This is a genomic window from Paraburkholderia unamae, from assembly GCF_003268775.1.
GTDB lineage: Bacteria > Pseudomonadota > Gammaproteobacteria > Burkholderiales > Burkholderiaceae > Paraburkholderia > Paraburkholderia unamae.
In genome coordinates this window covers 144,122-164,190 of the sequence record NZ_QLSU01000007.1, presented here as the reverse complement: position 1 = coordinate 164,190, position 20,069 = coordinate 144,122, and the positions used below count along the sequence as shown (strand labels likewise).

The 20,069-nt window shown below is 64.9% G+C and carries 18 protein-coding genes; 14 read left to right on the top strand and 4 right to left on the bottom strand.

All coding sequences use genetic code 11. The features are described from left to right. The first annotated feature begins 52 nt into the window (after positions 1 to 52). Complete coding sequence (gene gap / locus C7401_RS13915; protein WP_112171964.1) at positions 53 to 1,063, top strand: type I glyceraldehyde-3-phosphate dehydrogenase; 1,011 nt, start codon at positions 53 to 55, stop codon at positions 1,061 to 1,063. Positions 1,064 to 1,119: 56 nt separating this feature from the next. Here gap and C7401_RS13910 read toward each other — a convergent pair whose 3' ends face one another. Then, positions 1,120 to 1,845 (bottom strand): FadR/GntR family transcriptional regulator, encoded by a 726-nt coding sequence (locus C7401_RS13910; protein ID WP_112171963.1) that lies wholly within the window; start codon positions 1,843 to 1,845, stop codon positions 1,120 to 1,122. Positions 1,846 to 2,107: 262 nt separating this feature from the next. Here C7401_RS13910 and C7401_RS13905 point away from each other — a divergent pair, with 262 nt between their 5' ends. From C7401_RS13905 to C7401_RS13895, 3 genes are all read left to right on the top strand, one after another. Further along, positions 2,108 to 3,451: a C4-dicarboxylate transporter DctA gene (locus tag C7401_RS13905; RefSeq protein WP_112171962.1), complete on the top strand. Its 1,344-nt coding sequence runs from the start codon at positions 2,108 to 2,110 to the stop codon at positions 3,449 to 3,451. A 64-nt stretch (positions 3,452 to 3,515) separates the two neighbouring features. Further along, positions 3,516 to 4,535, top strand: a complete 1,020-nt coding sequence (gene alc, locus C7401_RS13900; RefSeq protein WP_112172122.1) for an allantoicase — start codon at positions 3,516 to 3,518, stop codon at positions 4,533 to 4,535. Between the two features lie 13 nt (positions 4,536 to 4,548). Continuing rightward, complete coding sequence (locus C7401_RS13895) at positions 4,549 to 5,061, top strand: ureidoglycolate lyase (protein WP_112171961.1); 513 nt, start codon at positions 4,549 to 4,551, stop codon at positions 5,059 to 5,061. A 126-nt stretch (positions 5,062 to 5,187) separates the two neighbouring features. Here C7401_RS13895 and fur read toward each other — a convergent pair whose 3' ends face one another. Continuing rightward, positions 5,188 to 5,616, bottom strand: a complete 429-nt coding sequence (fur, locus tag C7401_RS13890) for a ferric iron uptake transcriptional regulator (protein ID WP_065065157.1) — start codon at positions 5,614 to 5,616, stop codon at positions 5,188 to 5,190. Between the two features lie 136 nt (positions 5,617 to 5,752). Here fur and C7401_RS13885 point away from each other — a divergent pair, with 136 nt between their 5' ends. From C7401_RS13885 to C7401_RS13845, 9 genes are all read left to right on the top strand, one after another. Continuing rightward, positions 5,753 to 6,688, top strand: a complete 936-nt coding sequence (locus tag C7401_RS13885) for an outer membrane protein assembly factor BamE (RefSeq protein WP_112171960.1) — start codon at positions 5,753 to 5,755, stop codon at positions 6,686 to 6,688. A gap of 171 nt (positions 6,689 to 6,859) precedes the next feature. Beyond that, on the top strand, positions 6,860 to 7,657 hold the full coding sequence (gene dapB, locus C7401_RS13880; RefSeq protein WP_112171959.1) for a 4-hydroxy-tetrahydrodipicolinate reductase: 798 nt from the start codon (positions 6,860 to 6,862) through the stop codon (positions 7,655 to 7,657). 53 nt (positions 7,658 to 7,710) lie between these two features. Beyond that, on the top strand, positions 7,711 to 8,439 hold the full coding sequence (locus C7401_RS13875; RefSeq protein ID WP_112171958.1) for a MotA/TolQ/ExbB proton channel family protein: 729 nt from the start codon (positions 7,711 to 7,713) through the stop codon (positions 8,437 to 8,439). Positions 8,440 to 8,451: 12 nt separating this feature from the next. Continuing rightward, complete coding sequence (locus C7401_RS13870) at positions 8,452 to 8,883, top strand: ExbD/TolR family protein (RefSeq protein WP_112171957.1); 432 nt, start codon at positions 8,452 to 8,454, stop codon at positions 8,881 to 8,883. 154 nt (positions 8,884 to 9,037) lie between these two features. After that, positions 9,038 to 11,632, top strand: coding sequence for a leucine--tRNA ligase (gene leuS / locus C7401_RS13865; protein ID WP_112171956.1), 2,595 nt, complete (start codon positions 9,038 to 9,040; stop codon positions 11,630 to 11,632). Between the two features lie 97 nt (positions 11,633 to 11,729). Further along, the gene (locus C7401_RS13860; protein ID WP_112171955.1) at positions 11,730 to 12,293 is read left to right on the top strand and encodes an LPS-assembly lipoprotein LptE; all 564 of its coding nucleotides are present in this window, start codon (positions 11,730 to 11,732) and stop codon (positions 12,291 to 12,293) included. A gap of 41 nt (positions 12,294 to 12,334) precedes the next feature. Next, positions 12,335 to 13,537, top strand: a complete 1,203-nt coding sequence (holA, locus tag C7401_RS13855; RefSeq protein WP_112171954.1) for a DNA polymerase III subunit delta — start codon at positions 12,335 to 12,337, stop codon at positions 13,535 to 13,537. A 187-nt stretch (positions 13,538 to 13,724) separates the two neighbouring features. Next, positions 13,725 to 14,996, top strand: a complete 1,272-nt coding sequence (locus C7401_RS13850) for a glutamate-5-semialdehyde dehydrogenase (protein ID WP_112171953.1) — start codon at positions 13,725 to 13,727, stop codon at positions 14,994 to 14,996. A 74-nt stretch (positions 14,997 to 15,070) separates the two neighbouring features. Continuing rightward, positions 15,071 to 15,493, top strand: a complete 423-nt coding sequence (locus C7401_RS13845) for a CopD family protein (RefSeq protein ID WP_112171952.1) — start codon at positions 15,071 to 15,073, stop codon at positions 15,491 to 15,493. Positions 15,494 to 15,523: 30 nt separating this feature from the next. Here C7401_RS13845 and C7401_RS13840 read toward each other — a convergent pair whose 3' ends face one another. Continuing rightward, positions 15,524 to 15,976, bottom strand: coding sequence for a nuclear transport factor 2 family protein (locus tag C7401_RS13840; protein WP_181565581.1), 453 nt, complete (start codon positions 15,974 to 15,976; stop codon positions 15,524 to 15,526). 1,162 nt (positions 15,977 to 17,138) lie between these two features. On the opposite strand from C7401_RS13840, the gene C7401_RS13835 reads away from it, so the two are divergent. Continuing rightward, entirely contained in the window at positions 17,139 to 18,734 is a 1,596-nt protein-coding gene (locus tag C7401_RS13835) for an ESPR-type extended signal peptide-containing protein (RefSeq protein WP_112171950.1), read from the top strand. Here C7401_RS13835 and C7401_RS13830 read toward each other — a convergent pair. Continuing rightward, positions 18,628 to 19,974 (bottom strand): hypothetical protein, encoded by a 1,347-nt coding sequence (locus tag C7401_RS13830; RefSeq protein WP_146757921.1) that lies wholly within the window; start codon positions 19,972 to 19,974, stop codon positions 18,628 to 18,630. The two genes, C7401_RS13835 and C7401_RS13830, sit on opposite strands and share 107 nt — an antisense overlap. Between the last annotated feature and the right edge of the window lie 95 nt (positions 19,975 to 20,069).

The window sequence follows — 20,069 nt, the reverse complement described above, 5'->3', positions numbered from 1 at the left end:
CGGCGCCAGTGCAGCACCGGTACAGAATTTTTCAGCCCTCAGGAGATAAACCATGACCATTCGCGTCGCTATCAACGGCTACGGCCGCATCGGCCGTAACACGCTTCGCGCGCTCTACGAGAACGGCAAGAAGCACGACATCCAGATCGTTGCGATCAACGACCTGGGTGACGCGAAGACCAACGCGCATCTGACGCAATACGACACCGCGCACGGCAAGTTCCCGGGCGAAGTGAAGGTGGACGGCGACTACCTCGTCGTCAACGGCGACCGTATCCGCGTGCTGGCCAACCGCAACCCGGCCGAACTGCCGTGGGGCGAGCTGGGCGTCGACATCGTGTTCGAGTGCACGGGCTTCTTCACGACCAAGGAAAAGGCCAGCGCCCACCTGAAGGGCGGCGCGAAGAAGGTCATCATCTCGGCGCCGGGCGGTAAGGACGTCGACGCAACGATCGTCTACGGCGTGAACCACGACGTGCTGAAGGCGACGGACACGGTCATCTCGAACGCATCGTGCACGACCAACTGCCTGGCACCGCTCGTCAAGCCGCTGAACGACAAGATCGGCCTCGAAACCGGCCTGATGACGACGATCCACGCGTACACGAACGACCAGGTCCTGACCGACGTGTACCACGAAGACCTGCGCCGCGCGCGCTCGGCCACGCACAGCCAGATCCCGACGAAGACGGGTGCAGCATCGGCTGTCGGCCTCGTGCTGCCGGAACTGAACGGCAAGCTGGACGGCTACGCCATTCGCGTCCCGACCATCAACGTGTCGATCGTCGACCTGTCGTTCATCGCCAAGCGCGACACGACGGTCGAAGAAGTCAACGCGATCATGAAGGAAGCTTCGGAAGGCGCGCTCAAGGGCATCCTGGGCTACAACGAGGCACCGCTGGTGTCGATCGACTTCAACCACAACCCGGCATCGTCGACGTTCGACGCCACGCTCACGAAGGTCTCGGGCCGTCTCGTGAAGGTGTCGAGCTGGTACGACAACGAGTGGGGCTTCTCGAACCGCATGCTGGACACGGCGGTGGCTTTCGCGAACGCGAAGTAAGCACGCTTTACACGCTGGATGAAAAAACCGCCCCTCGGGGCGGTTTTTTTTCGTCCTTATCTTTCGATGGCGCTTTGGGGCGCGGCGGCGAACGCGGGCGGCGTCGGGAAATACACGCCTGCGCGCTGCGCCGCATTGGCGATGTGCGCCTCGATCGCCTCGCCGGCTGCCGCCGAGTCGCGCGCCTTGAGCGCCGCCACGATCAGGCCGTGCTCGCGATGCGTGGAGAGCACGCGCTCGCGCCGGTAGAACGGCATGCGCTGGCTCTCCTTCATGATGTCGGCGCTGCTGCGCAGGATCGACTCGATCGCCGCATTGCCCGCGAGATTCACGATGCGCATGTGGAATTCGAAGTCGAGCTGCGCGGCTTCGTCGAGTTCGTCGCAGGCGAGGGCGCTGTGCAGCGCCTCGGTGTTCTGTTCGAGCCACGCGACGTCGGCGTCGCCGATCGCCAGCGCCGCCATGCGCGCGGCGAAGCCTTCGAGCGCGTAGCGCATCTGGTAGGTGTCGGGCAGCGACGACTGATCGGCAAAGCGCCACGGGTGTGCGTTCGTCGCCTGCGCGCTCGTCACGTACACGCCCTTGCCCGCGCGGATCGACAGCATGCCGAGCGCTTCGAGCGTGGAGAGCGCCTCGCGCAGCGACGCGCGGCTGATCGCCAGTTCCTCCGAAAGCTGCCGCTGCGCGGGCAGCAGGCTGCCGACCGGGTACAAGCCGCCTTCGATCCGTTCGCGGATCGTGGCGATGGCGGCGTCGGTAACGGTGTGCGGAACGGTTTTCATCGGTTGGCGCGCTTGGCTCGCGTGGTCTGACCGGTATTGTAGTCCTGTGTGGCGCACCCGCATGGTGCATCGCGTCAACGGCCATGGGCCGCGCCATCAGGCGTTGCGCTCCGGCCCGCAAACTGGTCAGACCGCGCAAGGGTAAACACCGCGCTCCCCGACCTTGACTCCAGTATATCGGCTTCCTACTATCCGCCATAACAGTACTGGTCAGACCAGTCAGAACAGTTGCTAGCTCCCCCTCGCTCAGTAGGAGAAAGTCGTGACGAAGTTCTTCAATTCGCTGTTTGGCCGCGTAGTGATCGCCCTCGTGCTGGGCATCGTGGTAGGCGCGGTGTTTCCCCATTTCGCCCAGTCGCTGCGGCCGCTCGGCGACGGCTTTCTCAAACTCATCAAGATGGTGATCGGGCCCATTGTGTTCTGCGTGGTGGTGAGCGGCATGGCGCACGCGGGCGATTTGAAGAAGGTGGGGCGCGTCGGCCTGAAGTCGGTGGTCTACTTCGAGGCGATGACGACCGTCGCGCTCGTGATCGGCGCCGTGCTCGCGTATGTCACGCGTCCCGGCGCGGGCATGAACGTGGATCTGCATTCGCTCGACGCGGCGTCGCTCGCGACTTACACCGAGCACGCCAGGAACCTCAAGGACACGGCCGCGTTCCTGCTGAAGATCATCCCCGACACCGCGTTCGATGCCTTCGCGAAGGGCGACATCCTCCAGATCCTCGTGTTCTCGGTGCTGTTCGGCAGCGCGCTCTCGCTGCTCGGGCCGAAGGCGCAGCGCGTGAACAGCCTCATCGACGAACTCTCGCAGGTGTTCTTCCGCGTGATGGGCTTCATCATCAAGCTCGCGCCGCTGGGCGTGCTCGGCGCGATCGCGTTCACGACCGGCACGTACGGCGTCGCCTCGCTCAAGCAACTCGGCCTGCTCGTGATCGTGTTCTACGCGAGCTGCATCGTGTTTGTCGCCGTCGTGCTCGGCATCGTCATGCGCCTCGCCGGCTTCAACGTGTTCAAGCTGATCCGCTACCTGCGCGAGGAGCTTTCCATCGTGCTCGGCACCGCCTCCTCGGACGCCGTGCTGCCGCAAATCATGCGCAAGCTCGAATTCATGGGCGTGAAGGACTCCACCGTGGGCCTCGTGATCCCGACCGGCTACTCGTTCAACCTCGACGGCTTTTCGATCTACCTGACGCTTGCGGTGATCTTCATCGCGCAGGCCACGAACACGCCGCTTTCCGTGCACGACCTCATTGTCGTGGTGCTCGTCTCGCTCATCACCTCCAAGGGTGCGCACGGCATTCCCGGCTCGGCCATCGTGATTCTCGCCGCCACGCTCTCCGCCATTCCCGCGATTCCGGTGCTCGGCCTCGTGCTGATCCTGCCGGTGGACTGGTTCGTCGGCATCGCCCGCGCGCTCACGAACCTGATCGGCAACTGCGTCGCGACGGTGGTCGTGGCGGTGTGGGAGCACGACATCGACAAGGTGCGCGCCCGGCGCGTGCTGAATCTCGACGAAGGCTTCCTCTACGTGCCCGCAGGCGAGAGCGATGCAGACGACGCGCATGCCGGCGACAGCGCGCTCGGCGGCAAGCCCGCGCACGCCTGAACCCTGGCGCTGGCGCGCCGCTTTCCTTCGACTCACTGAACAACCCCAGCGAAACGACACCATCATGGCCATTCCGACACTCGACCCCAACGCTCCCGCCTTCACGCGCCGCTACATGAATCTCGCCGACCCGCGCCTGGGCGCCCGCGCCCTGCATGCGAGCGACGAGTTCTTCGCGCCGAAGGAGCGCATGCTCGACCCGCAACCCGCGGTGTTCATCCCCGGCAAGTACGACGACCACGGCAAGTGGATGGACGGCTGGGAAACGCGCCGCAAGCGTACGACGGGCCACGACTTCTGCGTGGTGCGGCTCGCGCGCCCCGGCGTGATTTACGGCGTGGACCTCGACACGAGCCATTTCACGGGCAATTTCCCGCCGGCCGCCTCGATCGAGGCGTGCTACGCGCCGGCGGCCGACGACGAAGCGCCGGGCGACAACGCCGACTGGCAGACCCTCGTTGCGGCGACGACCTTGCAGGGCAACCAGCATCATTACGTCGAAGTGAGCGATACGCGCGCGTTCACGCATCTGCGCGTGAATCTCTATCCCGATGGCGGTCTGGCGCGCCTGCGCGTGTACGGCCAGCCCAGGCGCGACTGGAGCACGCTTGAGCGCGGCAGTCTGGTCGACCTTGGTGCGATCGAAAACGGCGCGTATCTCGTCGCCGCCAACAACCAGCACTTCGGGCTGGCTTCCACGCTCCTCATGCCGGGCCGCGGCGTGAACATGGGCGACGGCTGGGAAACGCGCCGCCGCCGCGAACCGGGCAACGACTGGGCGATCGTGGCGCTCGCGCGGCCCGGCATCATCCGCAAGATCGAAGTCGACACGGCCCACTTCAAGGGCAACTATCCGGACCGCTGCTCGCTCCAGGCGGCGAGCGTGACGGGCGGCACCGACGACTCGCTCGTCACCCAGGCGATGTTCTGGCCGGAGCTGCTCGGCGAGCAGAAGCTCGAAATGGACAAGCAGCATGGGTTCGAAAGCGGGCTTGCCGCGCTCGGCCCGGTCACGCACGTGCGTTTCAATATTTTCCCGGACGGCGGGGTCTCGCGCCTGCGCCTGTGGGGCGAACCCGTTTGAGCGAGGAGCCGCGATGCACATCCTGCACATGGAACCCTTGACGCGCGCGGCTTTCGCGCCGTTTGGCGACGTCATCGAGCTCGAAGGCGCGCGCCATTTTCCGATCAACGGCGGCACGACCGAGCGCTTTCACGATCTCGCCGCCATCGACGTGGACGAGGCGGGCGGCCGGCCCATCGTGAACGTGTTTCGCGCCCAGCCGCGCGCGTGGCCCGTCGAGATCGCGATGATGGAGCGGCATCCGCTCGGCAGCCAGGCGTTCGTGCCGCTCGGCGACGTGGGCTACGCGGTGGTGGTCGCGCCGGCGGGCGCGTTCGATCCGGCGCACCTGCGGGCGTTCTGGGCCGGGCGCGGGCAGGGCGTCAACTACGCCAAAGGCGTCTGGCATCACCCGCTACTCGCCTTCGACCGGGTGAGCGACTTCGTGGTGATCGATCGTGGCGGCGCGCAGCCGAACTGCGACGAGATCACGCTCGCCGCGCCGTGGCGCCTGGCGCGCGCCCACGAGCCGCTTGCCCTCGCCTGAGGGCCCGCAGGGGTTTTTCGAATTTCTTTCTCAAAATTCGACGCGCTTCGACGTGTTTCGACGCGCCAAACGAAAACGCCACGGCAACCCTGCCGTGGCGTTTTCCCTTCTGGAGCCTGCGACCGCTCAGTGCTTGCGGTGCGGGCAGTTTTCCTTCGTGCACGCGCCGTAGAGGGCGAGTGCGTGCTCCTGGAGCTTGAAGCCGCGCTCGTTGGCGATCATCTGCTGGCGCTTTTCGATTTCGGGGTCGAAAAATTCCTCCACAATGCCGCAGTCGAGGCACACGAGGTGGTCGTGGTGGCTGCCTTCGTTGAGCTCGAACACGGCTTTGCCCGACTCGAAGTTGCTGCGCGTGAGCAGTCCCGCCTGCTCGAACTGCGTGAGAACCCGGTAAACCGTGGCGAGGCCGATGTCGAGTTCCTCGTTCAGCAGGTTGCGATAGACGTCTTCGGCGGTCAGGTGACGCACCGGGCTATGCTGAAAAATCTCCAGGATCTTGAGGCGAGGCAGCGTCGCCTTGAGGCCGATGTTCTTGAGATCGGTTGGATTGGTCATGACGATAAGTCCCTGGAGTACAATGCTAGGTTCTTATGTTAATGCGTTTTTGCCGTTCCGGGCATTTTCGGCAGAACTTCAATCGAACTTCTACAGAATACGCGCGGCTTCGCGAAAAGCCCGCACGGTGAGGGAAATGATTCCAGAATTCACAACGATCGGCCGGCGCATGAACGGCGGCCGCCTGGCGTGCACCCTGCTGGCTGCGGCCGCGTTCGCGGCGCTCGCCGGTTGTTCCACTTACGACAGCCTGACGCAACGGGTCGCCCAGAGCATCACGCCTTACCGCATCACCATCGTGCAAGGCAATTTCGTCTCGGCGGAAGCCGCGGCGCAAATGAAGGTGGGCATGTCGCGGGCCGAGGTCAAGCAACTGCTCGGCACGCCGCTGCTCACCGACATGTTCCACGCGAACCGCTGGGACTACGTCTTCTACTTCAAGCGCGGCTCGACGGCGGTGGTCCAGCAGCGTGACTTTGTCGTGATGTTCGAAGGCGATCGCGTCGCGAGCTGGTCGGGCGGCGAAGACCTGCCCTCGAACCTCGAACTGCTCGCCGAAATCGACGGCGACCGCAGCGGCAAGAAGAAGGCCGCTGCCGCCGCGCCGGCTTCGGGCGCTTCGGCTCCCGTGGCCGCAGCCGCCGGCGCGCCGGACACCGGCACGAGCGCGACGGGCCCGAGCGTGCCCGACACCGCGCGCACGCCGACGTCGGAACTCGGCACGGCCACCAACGCCCTGCCGCAGGACGCCAACGCGCAGGCCGCCGCCGCCGCCAACCGCGCGACGGAAGCCGTGCAAACGCCGTCGGGCTTCACGCCCTCGGTGCGCGCGGGCAATCCGCAGTCGTCGGCGCTGCCGCAGAACGTCGGCACGATGCCGTCGCAGGTCCAGTTGCATCGTCAGCCGGCGCCGCAAATCCAGGGCGTGCCGCCGAGCAACCCGGTCGGCCCGGCCGCCGGCGCGCAAGGCACGGGCGACACCAACACGGCGCCTTCCGGCCCCGCGCGCGATTCGTCGCTCGCGGCGCCGCCCACGGTGCCGGCTTCGGGCGCCGCGGCCCCGAGCAACTAATCGGCAACCGCACGGTACCGACCCGGCTGGCAGCAGCCGTTGCACAATCAGGGCGTGGTGCGCGCGGCGCGCCACGCATCCAGCCGGCGGCCGGGTGTCACTACCGGCCGCCGCGTTCATTTGGCGGCGGCGCTGCGTAGTGCCGCTGGCGACACCTTGGCAGGAAGACTCATGAAAATCGCAATCGCCGGTGCATCGGGCCGCATGGGCCGCATGCTGATCGAAACCGTCCTCAATTCTCCCGATGTCACGCTTTCGGGCGCGCTCGTGCGCAAGGGTTCGGCCGCCATCGGCCAGGACGCGGGCGCGTTCCTCGGCAAGAACACCGGCGTGCGCATCACCGACGACATCGAGCAGGTTTTCGCGCAAAGCGACTGCCTGATCGACTTCACGCGCCCCGAGGGCACGCTCGCGCACCTCGAGGCGGCGCAGCGCCACGGCGTGAAGATGGTGATCGGCACCACCGGCTTCGACGCCCAGCAAAAGGCGCAGCTTGGCGCGGCCGCGCAAAAGGTCGGCGTCGTGTTCGCGGCGAACATGAGCGTGGGCGTGAACGTCACGCTCAAGCTGCTCGAATACGCGGCGCGCTTTTTCGAGACCGGCTATGACATCGAGATCATCGAGGCGCACCATCGCCACAAGGTCGACGCCCCCTCGGGCACCGCGCTTGCGATGGGCGAAGCCGTGGCGCGCGCGCTCGGCCGCGACCTCGACGAATGCGCCGTGTACGGCCGCGAAGGCGTGACGGGCGAGCGCGACCCCTCGACGATCGGGTTTTCGGCGATTCGCGGCGGCGACATCGTCGGCGATCATACGGTGCTGTTCGCGGGCATTGGCGAGCGCATCGAGATCACGCACAAGTCCTCGAGCCGCCTTTCGTACGCGCAAGGCAGCGTGCGCGCCGCGCGCTTTCTGCAAGACAAGGCCAACGGCCTGTACGATATGCAGGACGTGCTCGGCCTGCGCTGAGCGTTTCCCTTACCGTCCGGTGCGTGCGCCGGACAGACAGTGAGCGAGGTCCGATGGCGGCGAGTTCCGGGGTCATTCACTATCTGCAAACCGGCGACGCGGTTACCCACGCGGTGGCGTGGGTGTTGCTCGCCATGTCCATTGCGAGCTGGTGCTTCCTCATCGTGAAGAGCTGGGTCCTGCTGCGCGCGAAGCGCCAGGGGCCGCGCGCCATCGCCCGTTTCTGGCAGGCGCGCACGCTCGCCGATGGCGTGGCCGCCATGCGCGGCGTCGATCGCGAGCGGGTGTTCCTGCCGCTCGCCCAGGCGGCGCTTGCCGTCGAGGAAGCCGATACGCACGGCGTGATGCTCGCCCGCGTGGACCGCGGCGAGCGCGTGCTGCGGGCGTTGCGCGGCGCGCTTCAGGCGTCGCAGCGGCGGCTCGAATTCGGCCAGGTGCTGCTCGCGTCCGTGGGCAGCACGGCGCCGTTCGTGGGCCTGCTCGGTACTGTCTGGGGCATCTATCACGCGCTCGGCAGCATTGCCGCGAGCGGCCAGGCGATGATCGAGAACGTGGCCGGCCCGGTGGGCGAGGCGCTCATCATGACGGCCTTCGGCCTCGTCGTCGCGATTCCGGCGGTGCTCGCCTATAACATCCTGGGTCGCCTCGTGCGCCAGCTTTGCGACGATCTCGACGGCTTCGCGCACGATCTGCACGCTTACGCCAGTGCGCCGGAAGGCGCGCCGCTGCGGCGCGAAGGCGGGCACGGCGCGCTGCGCGAAGGCGCGCGGGCCGAGTCGTAGGAGGCACCGCGCATGGCATTCGGAGGACTCGAAAAGAAGCGCGACGGGGCGCCGATGTCCGACATCAACATGACGCCGCTCATCGACGTCATGCTCGTGCTGCTTGTCATCTTCATCATCACCGCGCCGCTTTTCACGCACGCGATCCGACTCGATTTGCCGAAAGTCGAGGCGCAGCCCGCGCAGCAAACGGCGCAAACCGTCACGCTTTCCATCGACGCGGCCGGCAAGCTCTACTGGAACGCCCAGCCCATCACGCTCGACGAACTGCGCGCGCGCTTCACGGCCGCGGGCAAGCAGCCAGAGTCGCAGCAGCCCGAGCTGCAACTGCGCGCCGCGCGCGAGACGCGCTACGACGTGATCGCCCAGGTGATGGGGGCCGCGCAGCAGGCCGGGCTCACGCGCCTTGGCTTCGTGACCGAGCCGCCCGGCGGGGCGCATTGAGTACGCGACTGAGCACGCGCCAGTCAACGGTATAATCAACGTTTCCTTTAAAAACGGGCCCCGCGAAACCGCCGCAACCTGCCGGTATCGTGAACGGCCGGCCCGGTGCATCCGGCACCGAAAGCGCCCGTTTCCAGCGTTCACCATCCACACCATGCTCGAAAAATACGTTCCCTCCGACGTCGAATCCGCCGCGCAAGGCGAATGGCGCGCCACCGACGCTTACCGGACGGCCGAAAAGGCCGACAAGCCCAAGTTCTACTGCGTCTCGATGCTGCCGTATCCGTCGGGCAAGCTGCACATGGGCCACGTGCGGAACTACACGATCAACGACGTGATGTACCGCTACTTGCGCATGAACGGCTACAACACGTTGATGCCGATGGGCTGGGACGCGTTCGGCATGCCGGCCGAGAACGCCGCGATGGCCAACAGCGTGCCCCCGGCGAAGTGGACGTACGACAATATCGAGTACATGAAGGGCCAGATGAACTCGATGGGCCTCGCCATCGACTGGTCGCGTGAAATCGCCACCTGCAAGCCCGACTACTACAAGTGGAACCAGTGGTTCTTCCTGAAGATGCTCGAAAAGGGCATTGCCTACAAGAAGACCGGTACGGTGAACTGGGACCCGGTCGATCAGACCGTGCTCGCCAACGAGCAGGTGATCGACGGGCGCGGCTGGCGTTCGGGCGCGCTCGTGGAAAAGCGCGAAATCCCGATGTACTACCTGCGCATTACGCAATACGCCGACGAACTGCTGAACGACCTCGACGGCCTCGGCTGGCCCGAGCGCGTGAAGATCATGCAGCAGAACTGGATCGGCAAGAGCTTCGGCGTGAACTTCGGCTTCCCGTATGAGCTGGACGGCGAGAAGAAGCTGCTGCGCGTGTTCACCACGCGCGCCGACACGATCATGGGCGTGACCTTCGCGGCGATCGCGGCCGAGCACCCGCTCGCCACGCGTCTCGCGCAGGGCAAGCCGGAACTTCAAGCGTTCATTGACGAATGCAAGCGCGGCGGCGTGGCGGAAGCCGATGTCGCGACGATGGAAAAGAAGGGCGTGCCCACGGGCTTCACCGTCACGCACCCCGTCACGCACGAGCAGGTGCCGGTGTGGATCGGCAACTACGTGCTGATGAGCTATGGTGAAGGCGCCGTGATGGGCGTGCCGGGCCACGACGAGCGCGACTTCGCGTTCGCCCAGAAGTACAACCTGCCGATCAAGCAGGTGATCGCCGTGGAAGGCGAGACGTATTCGCTCGACGGCTGGCAGGAATGGTACGGCGACAAGGAACGCGCGGTTTGCGTGAACAGCGGCAAGTACGACGGCCTCGCCTACACGGCGGCCGTTGACGCCGTCGCAGCCGACCTCAAGGCGCTCGACCTCGGCGACAAGCAGGTCACGTGGCGTCTGCGCGACTGGGGCATTTCGCGCCAGCGCTACTGGGGCACGCCGATCCCGATCATCCATTGCCCGAGCTGCGGCGATGTGCCGGTGCCGGAAAAGGATCTGCCGGTCGTGCTGCCGGAAGACCTCGTGCCGGACGGCACGGGCAACCCGCTCGCGAAGTCCGAAGCATTCCTGAACTGCAAGTGCCCGACCTGCGGCGCCGACGCGAAGCGCGAAACCGACACGATGGACACGTTCGTCGACTCGTCGTGGTACTTCTACCGCTACGCCGCGCCGGACGCGAAGAACATGGTGGACGAGCGCACCGACTACTGGATGCCGATGGACCAGTACATCGGCGGCATCGAGCACGCCATTCTTCACCTCTTGTACTCGCGCTTCTGGGCGAAGGTCTCGCGCGACCTGGGCCTCGTGAAGTTCGGCGAACCGGCGAAGAACCTGCTCACGCAGGGCATGGTGCTCAACGAAACCTTCTACCGCGAAGACGCCGCGGGCAAGAAGACCTGGTACAACCCGGCCGACGTGACCGTCGTGCATGACGACAAGGGCCGCCCGACCGGCGCCACGCTCAATGCCGACGGCCAGTCCGTAGTGCTGGGCGGCATCGAGAAGATGTCGAAGTCGAAGAACAACGGCGTCGACCCGCAGGTGCTGATCGACCAGTACGGCGCGGATACGGCGCGTCTGTTCACGATGTTCGCGGCGCCTCCCGAGCAGCAGCTCGAATGGTCTGGCGCGGGCGTGGAAGGCGCGAGCCGCTTCCTGCGTCGCGTGTGGGCCTTCGGGGTGGCGAACGCCGATGCGATCAAGTCGCGCGCCTCGTTCGACGCCGCCGCGCTCACCGACGTCGAAAAGGCGCTGCGCCGCGAAGTCTATAGCGTGCTCAAGCAGGCCGACTTCGACTATCAGCGCTTGCAGTACAACACCGTCGTTTCGGCGTCGATGAAGATGCTCAACGCCATCGACAGCGCCAAGGGTGCGGGCGCAGGCGTGCAGCGCGAAACGTTCGGCGTGCTGTTGCGCGTGCTGTACCCGGTCGTGCCGCACATCGCGTTCGAACTCTGGAAGGCGCTGGGTTACGGCGACGAATACGGCACGCTGCTCGACGCGCCCTGGCCGAAGGTCGACGAGAAGGCGCTGGAACAGGCTGAAATCGAACTCGTGCTCCAGGTGAACGGCAAGGTGCGCGGCGCGGTGACGGTGGCGAAGGACGCACCGAAGGAAGCGATCGAAGCCGCCGCGCTCGCGCACGAGATGTTCGTCAAGTTCGCGGAAGGCCGTGCACCGAAGAAGATTATCGTCGTGCCGGGCCGCCTCGTGAACGTCGTGGTCTAAGCGCAATCAAGGCCATGCTGGCGGCGCTGCGCGCATCTAACGCGCCGCGCCGCTCGAGCCGGCACCGGCGACTCTGTCGCGAACCCAGGGAGTCCATGTGATTCGCAGATCGTTCCTCAGGCTGTTCCCGCTCGTGGCCGGCGGTGCGCTGGCCCTCTCGGCGTGCGGCTTCCAGCTGCGCGGCGAGCATAACTTCGCGTTCAAGCGTCTCGCCGTCGTCGGCGCGCCGCCGTCGTTCAATGGGCGCCTCACGCGCATGGTCGAGGGCGGTAGCGACTCGGTGGTGGTCGAATCGACGGCCAATGCCGACGCCGTGTTGCACGTGACCGAAACGCGCAACTTCAGCACGCTCACGCTCAACTCGTTCGGCTCCGTCGAGGAATACCAGATCAACTACTGGCTGAACTACACGCTGGTGGGCAAGGACGGCACCGTGCTGATCCAGCCGAGCACGATCGCACTGAACCGCGCCATGACCTATAGCGACCAGTTCTCGACCGCGAAGTCGCAAGAAGCCGAACTGCTGTTCACGGACATGCAAAACGATGCCGTCGACCAGCTCATGCGGCGTCTTGCCGTGCTGAAGACGCTGAACCCGACGCCGGATCAGGTCGTGCCGGGTGTGTCGCCGCGCGCGCCGCTGCCGCCGCCGCCGCTCTGATGCGCGCCGTGTCCACTTCCTGAGCGATCTCCGACCGATTCATGCAACTGCGACCCGACGCACTCGAACCGCACCTCGCGAAAGGCCTGGCCGGCCTGTACGTCGTCTATGGCGACGAGCACCTGCTCGCCCAGGAGGCGTGCGACCGCATCCGCGCGGCCGCACGCGCGGCAGGCTTCACCGACCGCTCGGTGTTCACGGTCGAGCGCGGCTTCGACTGGAGTTCGCTGCTGGGCGCGAGCCAGTCGATGTCGCTGTTCGGCGATCGCCAACTGGTCGAATTGCGCATTCCCTCGGGCAAGCCCGGCAAGGAAGGCGCGGACGCGCTCAAGACCCTCGCCGCCGCCTCGAATCCCGACGTGCTGATGCTCGTCACGCTGCCGCGGCTCGATGCGGCCACGCAGAAGTCCGCGTGGTTCTCGGCGCTGGCCGAAAGCGGCGTCGCGCTGAAGGTCGATCCCGTGGAACGCGCCGCGTTGCCGAACTGGATCGGCCAGCGTCTTGCGCTGCAAGGCCAGCGCGTGGCGCCCGGCGAGGACGGCCGGCGCGCGCTGCAATTCGTGGCGGAGCGCGTGGAAGGCAACCTGCTGGCGGCGCATCAGGAAATCCAGAAGCTCGGGCTGCTCTATCCGCAAGGCGTGCTGAATTTCGAGCAGATTCACGACGCCGTGCTCAACGTCGCGCGTTACGACGTATTCAAGCTCAACGAAGCGATGCTCACCGGCGACGTGGGCCGCCTCTCCCGCATGCTCGACGGGCTGCGCGGCGAAGGCGAGGCCTCGGTGCTCGTGTTGTGGGCCGTGGTGGAGGAAATCCGCACGCTGCTGCGCATCAAGCGCGGCGTGGCGGCGGGCAAGCCGCTTGCCATGCTGCTGCGCGAGAACCGTGTGTGGGGGCCGCGCGAGCGGCTCATCGGGCCCGCGCTCTCGCGCCTGACCGAAGCGACGCTCGAACGCGGCCTCGCGCTCGCCGCGCGCCTCGATCGCCAGGTGAAGGGGCTTTCCGGACAATCGCGCGCCGACTGGCGCAACGCGCTGCCGCCCGACGCCTGGGACGGCCTCTTCGAACTGGCGATGCTGGTGGCCGCGCCCCGCGACGGTGCGACGCAGGCGCGCGCCGCCGGCGGCGCGCGTGGTGCTGCTGCGCCGGGGCGCGCCCAGCCGGCCAGCCCGGCCGCGGCGGCAGCCGCCGCTGCGGCGGCGGCCCGACCACGCACCGCAGGGCCGTCGCGCCGCCCGGGCTGAAGCGTTCGACGCTCGCCCCAACTGGCGCTACGGCACCTGCTTGACGCCCGCTGCGCCTCCCGGGCTTTCCGGCCACGCCCAGCAAACCCAGGCGGCTGGCCTTAAAATCGGCTTGAACCGCATTGAATCGAACCGCTCGCCCGCATCCCGCTGACTGCGACTGGCGCGCCGCACTACAGAAAACACCATGGATATCGACCAGTACATGACCGATCTCGGCCGCCGCGCCCGCAAGGCTTCGCGCGCGATGGCCCGGGCCTCGACGGCCGCGAAGAACGCGGCGCTCGACGCGGTGGCGCAAGCCATCGAGCGCGACGCGCAGCAGCTCAAGGAGGCGAACGCCCGCGATCTCGCGCGCGCGAAGGAGAAGGGCCACGACGCGGCCTTCATCGACCGCCTCACGCTCTCGGACAAGGCGCTGAAGACGATGGTCGAAGGCCTGCGCCAGGTGGCCGCGCTGGCGGACCCTATCGGCGAGATCGGCAACCTCAAGTTCCGCCCGAGCGGCATTCAGGTGGGGCAGATGCGCGTGCCGCTCGGCGTGATCGGCATCATCTACGAGTCGCGCCCGAACGTGACGATCGACGCGGCGGCGCTGTGCCTGAAATCGGGCAACGCCACCATCCTGCGCGGCGGTTCCGAGGCGCTCGAATGCAACACGGCGCTCGCGAAGCTGATCGGCGAAGGGCTCGCGGCGGCGGGGCTGCCGCAAGACGCGGTGCAGGTGGTCGAGACGGCTGACCGTGCGGCGGTGGGCAAGCTCATCACCATGACGGAATTCGTGGACGTGATCGTGCCGCGCGGCGGCAAGAGCCTGATCGAGCGCCTGATGGCCGAGGCGCGCGTGCCGATGATCAAGCACCTGGACGGCATTTGCCACGTGTACGTGGACGACCGCGCCGACCTCGCGAAGGCGCTGAGCGTGTGCGACAACGCGAAAACGCATCGCTACGGCACCTGCAACACGATGGAGACGCTGCTCGTCGCGCGCGGCATTGCGCATGACGTGCTGCCGCCGCTTGGCCGTCTGTATCGCGAAAAGGAAGTGGAACTGCGCGTGGATGCAGCCGCACGCGCGATTCTCGCGGAAGCCGGCGTCGGCCCGCTCGTGGACGCTACCGAAGAAGATTGGCGCACCGAGTACCTCGCGCCCGTGCTGGCGGTGAAGGTGGTCGACACGCTCGACGACGCAGTCGAGCACATCAACCACTACGGCTCGCACCACACCGACGCGATCGTGACCGAAGACCACGACCGCGCCATGCGCTTCCTGCGCGAAGTGGACTCGGCCAGCGTGATGGTGAACGCCTCGACGCGTTTCGCCGACGGCTTCGAGTTCGGCCTCGGCGCCGAGATCGGCATTTCGAACGACAAGCTGCATGCACGCGGCCCGGTTGGCCTGGAAGGGCTGACCTCGCTCAAATACGTGGTGCTGGGCCACGGCGAAGGCCGTCAGTAATCGCGCGGCACCGGCGGCGGCGCGTGTCGCAGCGCGTCGCCTGACTGTTCAATCGCTCACGAAGAAGAAAAAAGATGTCGATGCTTTGGGTCAAGACATTTCACATCGTGCTGATCGCCTCCTGGTTCGCGGGCCTCTTTTACCTGCCGCGCATCTTCGTGAACCTCGCGATGGAAACCGAGCCCGCGGCCGTCAAGCGCCTGCTTATCATGGCGCGCAAGCTCTATCGCTTCATGACGATGATCGCTGTTCCCGCGCTGCTTTGCGGGCTTTGGCTGTGGCTCGTGGTGGGCATCGGGCGGGGGCAGGGCTGGATCCACGCGAAAGTGGCCGTGGTGGTGCTGCTCATCGCGTACCACGCTTACTGCGGACGCCTGCTCAAGACTTTCGAGCGCGGCGAGAACCGGCGCTCGGACAAGTGGTATCGCATGTTCAACGAACTGCCGGTGCTCGGCATGCTCGCTGCGGTGGCGCTTGCCGTCATCAAGCCTTTCTGACGCTCCCTTCCTCACTTCCCCGCGGGCAGATCAAGCGCTGCTCGCTTCCTTGCGGCGCATGCGTGCCGCCGCAACGCGCCAGCCGTCCTCGCGCTTCACGAACACGTCGGTGAAGCGATACTCCACCGCCTTGTAGCCCGCCGCCGGCGTGAACCGGTTGATGCCGGTCACGACCGCGACGTCGTCCAGCACCTGCACGCGCACATCCTCCAGCACCTGTGAACCGCCGGCCGGCAGCGCGGGAGCGGCCAGCAGGTCGTTCTTGTTGCGCCGGACGTTGCCGGGAAATATTTCGATGAACTTATCGTCCAGCAAGTCGTTGAGCACCGGGCGGTCGCCTGCGGATGCGGCTTGGGTCCACTGGTGCTCCAGCAGTTCGAGCTGGAGCTTTTCAGAGATGGGACTGCTCGCGTTCGGCGTGGCCGAAGCATAGGCGGCCGTGGCCAGGACGCTGGCGGCCGCGATGATGAACATGCGTTTCATGGCGTTTCCTTGGGTGTGACGACGAAGCCGTGAGGCTTGCGCAACGGGAAACGAAGGAGGCGTGGCTGGTGCGTGGCCGGCGCATAAGCGCGCGCAATTGGCTCGATGCTGGCGAAGTCTGCGTGACGCCCGATTGGCCTCGTGTGAGGTGAAGTGTATGTCAGCGTTTCCCGACATACCGAAGTCTATGCGTCGGATTGAGCCAGTCATATAGGACAAGTCTCAAAGCCGCCCAGGATGATATGTGTTGTCGCGATGCAACGGCGCCGCGGTGGAAAGGGAGCGTCTCAGTATCCGGTCGTGCGACGAGTCTTGCGACGTGAGCGGTATTGACGTGGTAAATCCGCGCAACGGATTTATTTGACCAATCTACCGATATTTACTGCATCCGACGATGGTTAATGAGATTTATTCCTAATTCGTGTAGGTTTTTGTAATGTTTATTGTAATAAATGGCGACCTTAAGCGTAATAAATGACTGCTTTAAGCTATCGATTTAAGAAAAATCAACCTTACACTCCTGAAAATTTAAATTGACTTTTTGGAATCCTGCCAGCTTGATCTGACTAGCCTGGGACGCCGTGTCAGTGTGATTCGCGGTCAAATCTATCCCGTTCTCCGAGATATTTTTCTTTAAGAGTTCTCTTATGTTCCTTACGAATTCAAGTCCATAAAGTCGCAACTGTTACTGCGTACGGACCCCTAAATTCTGTCAGAAATAGCTAACTTTATTCTGAGTAAGTGCACTTTTGCGCGATGGGTGGAAATTTTTGAGGTCCGCCAGCAGGGTATTCGTGAATATCGTCTTTGGTTTATGTCGCTCATCCGATGACGGCGCGTTAATGCCGTATAGACGCGGGCGACTCGGTTGATATTCCTTCTTGAACGGGGCAACGAATGAACAGGACATATGGATCGATAGGGAACGCATCCACAGGAATCTTCCTTGTCGCACGGCAAGCTTGCTGTGGCCGCAAAAACGGGGGTGGTTCCAGCGGCAATCTCAATGTGCTGGTCCGGTTGGGGCTACGAGGCGTCGGTGGACGTTTCGCAGTGGGCCGCTCGTAGACGAAAGAGTTCGCGCTGGTTTGAGTGCGGTTTCTGGCGGGATGGCAAGACCCGTCGAATTTTGTGGATCTTGACAAATAATTAAGGATTGCAAATGAATAAGGTGTATCGCTCGGTCTGGAACGAGTCGACGAAAACGTGGGTTGCCGTGCAGGAAAATGCGAGCGGACGTAGCAAGAGCGCAAGCGGCTCTGCAGGTCTGGGCATCGACGCGGTGGTCGGCGCACTCACGCGGACGAATCTCGGCCGCTCGGCCATGGCGCTGGCGGTCATGGGGGCAATTTCTCCTGCCGCATTCGCTGCCCAAGAAGGCGGGACTATTGAGGAGTGCCATGCCGGTGCCACCGACGGTACGTCCATCATTGCGAATATGGGTCTCCAGGCCGTCGGGGATTGCTATGCGGCCGGGGGCGGCTTGTGGATCAACGGCAGTTACCAAAACCGCGCCTATAGTGGGGCCGCAGTTGGAAACCAGACCTACATGTCGTTCAACGCGACTAGCGGAACAGTACTCGTTGGGGCGGGCAACGGCATCTTCCTTGAGAACCAGACCAGCCTGACCGGCAACAAGATCATCGCTCTCGCCAACGGTGCGGTCAATTCCTATAGTCAGGACGCGGTCAACGGTTCGCAGCTCTACGGCTTGGGTAACTCGGTGGCTCAGGCGTTTGGCAGCGGTTCGTCAATGACGAGCACGGGCTCGTTTACGGGGCCGACGTACAACCTCGGCGGAAAGGTCTACTTCAACACCGGCGATGCATTCACCGCGCTTTACGGCAGCATCACGAACGCCAGCGGCAGCATCGACGCGGTGCTGTACGACTCAACGGCGCATAACGCGGTCACGCTCGGCGGCGTTGGGAAATCGCACGTTCCGGTCGCGCTGACCAACGTGGCTGCGGGTGCCGTGAACGCGGGCAGCATCGATGCCATTAACGGTTCGCAGCTCTATGGGCTCGCTTCGAGCACGGCGAGCGCGCTGGGCGGCTCGACAACCGTGAACGCGAACGGCTCGATCAGCACACCGAGCTTTGTGCTCAAGAACGGGACGACATACAACAGCGTCGGCAAGGCGCTTGCTGCGCTGGACGTGGGCGGTAGCGGCACCGATCCGTTGGCGGTTCATTACGACGGTACGTCGATGACCACTGTGACGCTGGGTGGCGTGGGTTCGAGCACGCCGGTGACGTTGGCGAACGTGGCGGCGGGTGTGGCGAACACGGACGCGGTCAACGTGAAGCAAATGCATGACGCCGTCGTGACGGGCAACCCGTACATCGGCGGTATCGGCGGCACCTGGAACTCGCCGAATGCTGCTAAGGCTACCACTCTCAACTCGGTTGCGCTGGGCCTTAACTCCGTCGCGGACGAGGGTCTGACGATCTCCGTGGGTAACAGCTCAACCGGTCTGATGCGTCGCATTACCAATGTGATGGACGGTCAGGCGGATAGTGATGCGGCAACCGTCGGTCAGGTATCGCAGGCGATGGGCGCTACCGCGGCGACCACGCAGGCGGCGCTCAAGCAGACCAGCAACCAGATGCTGGCTGCCATCCAGAACGTCGACGACCAGGTTCAGGCGGTCAGCCAGCAGGTTCAGGCGGTGCGATCGCTTGGGTCGACGGTTGGCGCGACTTCGCCACGTTCGTCAACACGACCGGAGCATGATCCGCATCGCCACCCAGCGTGACCTTGCCCATCGACGTGTCGTCGTACGCCACGAACGCGTTGGTGATGTTGCCCGAGGCATCCGTCTTCGCGCCCAGTGCATAGAGCTGCGAGCCGTTCACCGCGTCAACGCTCGACGCGTTCATGCCGCCGTTCGCCACGTTTGTCAGCTTGACCGGATCATGATCCGAGCCGCCCAGCGTCACCGTGTTCATCGACGTGTCGTCGTATGCCACGAACGCGTTGGTGATGTTGCCCGAGGCATCCGTCTTCGCACCCAGTGCATAAAGCTGCGAGCCGTTCACCGCGTCAACGCTCAAGGCCGTCAAACCACCGTTCGCCACATTCGTCAGCGTGACTGCGGCATGACCCGAACCACCCAGCGTCACCGAATCATGCGATGACGTGTCGTAAATCACGGCATCCGCGAGCTTGCCGTAGATATCCGTGACATCGCCCGCCAGTTTCGACACATTCGTGTTCGTCGCATTAAGCTGCTGGCCATTCACCGCGTCCAGGCTCGTGGCGTTCAGCGCGCCATTCGCCACGTTCGTCATCGTAACCGGCGCGTGGCCCGAGCCACCCAGCGTCACCTTGGAGAACGACGTATCGTCATATTGGACGGCACTTGCGTTTAGCGCCGCAAGCGCGTCACCTACGTTGTTATAGGTGTTGCCGTCGATGGCATAGGCCGGCTTGACGACCGAGCCATTCGCGCCAACCGATGCGCCAGAGCCGAATGCGCTAACGGCATCCGTCAACTGGCTGACGTTCACCGCATCGGTGCCGGCCGTGCCCTTCGCAACGTAGATGATCTGGCGCTGCCTGTTCGCCGAGCCCACCGAGATCGAATTCATGCGGTCGGCAACCGAACTCGAGCCCAGCGCAACCGAATCGGTGGCGCCGCTGAGGACGCTGGTCGCTCGACCGAGCGCGATGGAATTGGTGGCCGTCGAACTGACCTGAGCGATCGTACCGAACGCCATGGAGTCCGTAGCGCTCGCCGCCGCCGTGTTGCCGAATGCCAACGAGTTCAAGCCGGTAGCTTTCGCATTGAAGCCCGCGGCGAATGTGTTGTCTCCCGAAGCGACCTCGCCATTACCCAACGCGATCGCATTCTTCCCCGTCGCCTTGGCGCTGCCGATCGCGAGCGCGCCTTGCCCGCTTGCCGTCGAATTGACGCCAATTGCCGTTGTGGCGGTACCGGTTGCCAACGTCTGTGAACCAAGCGCCGTGGAGTTCGCACCCGTTGCGGTGGACATCGCGCCGACTGCCACGCCGTACGAATTCGTCGCAACATAGGCGTTGTCGCTGCCATCTCCTATGCCGTCAGCCTGGAAATACGTGCTGCCCGAAC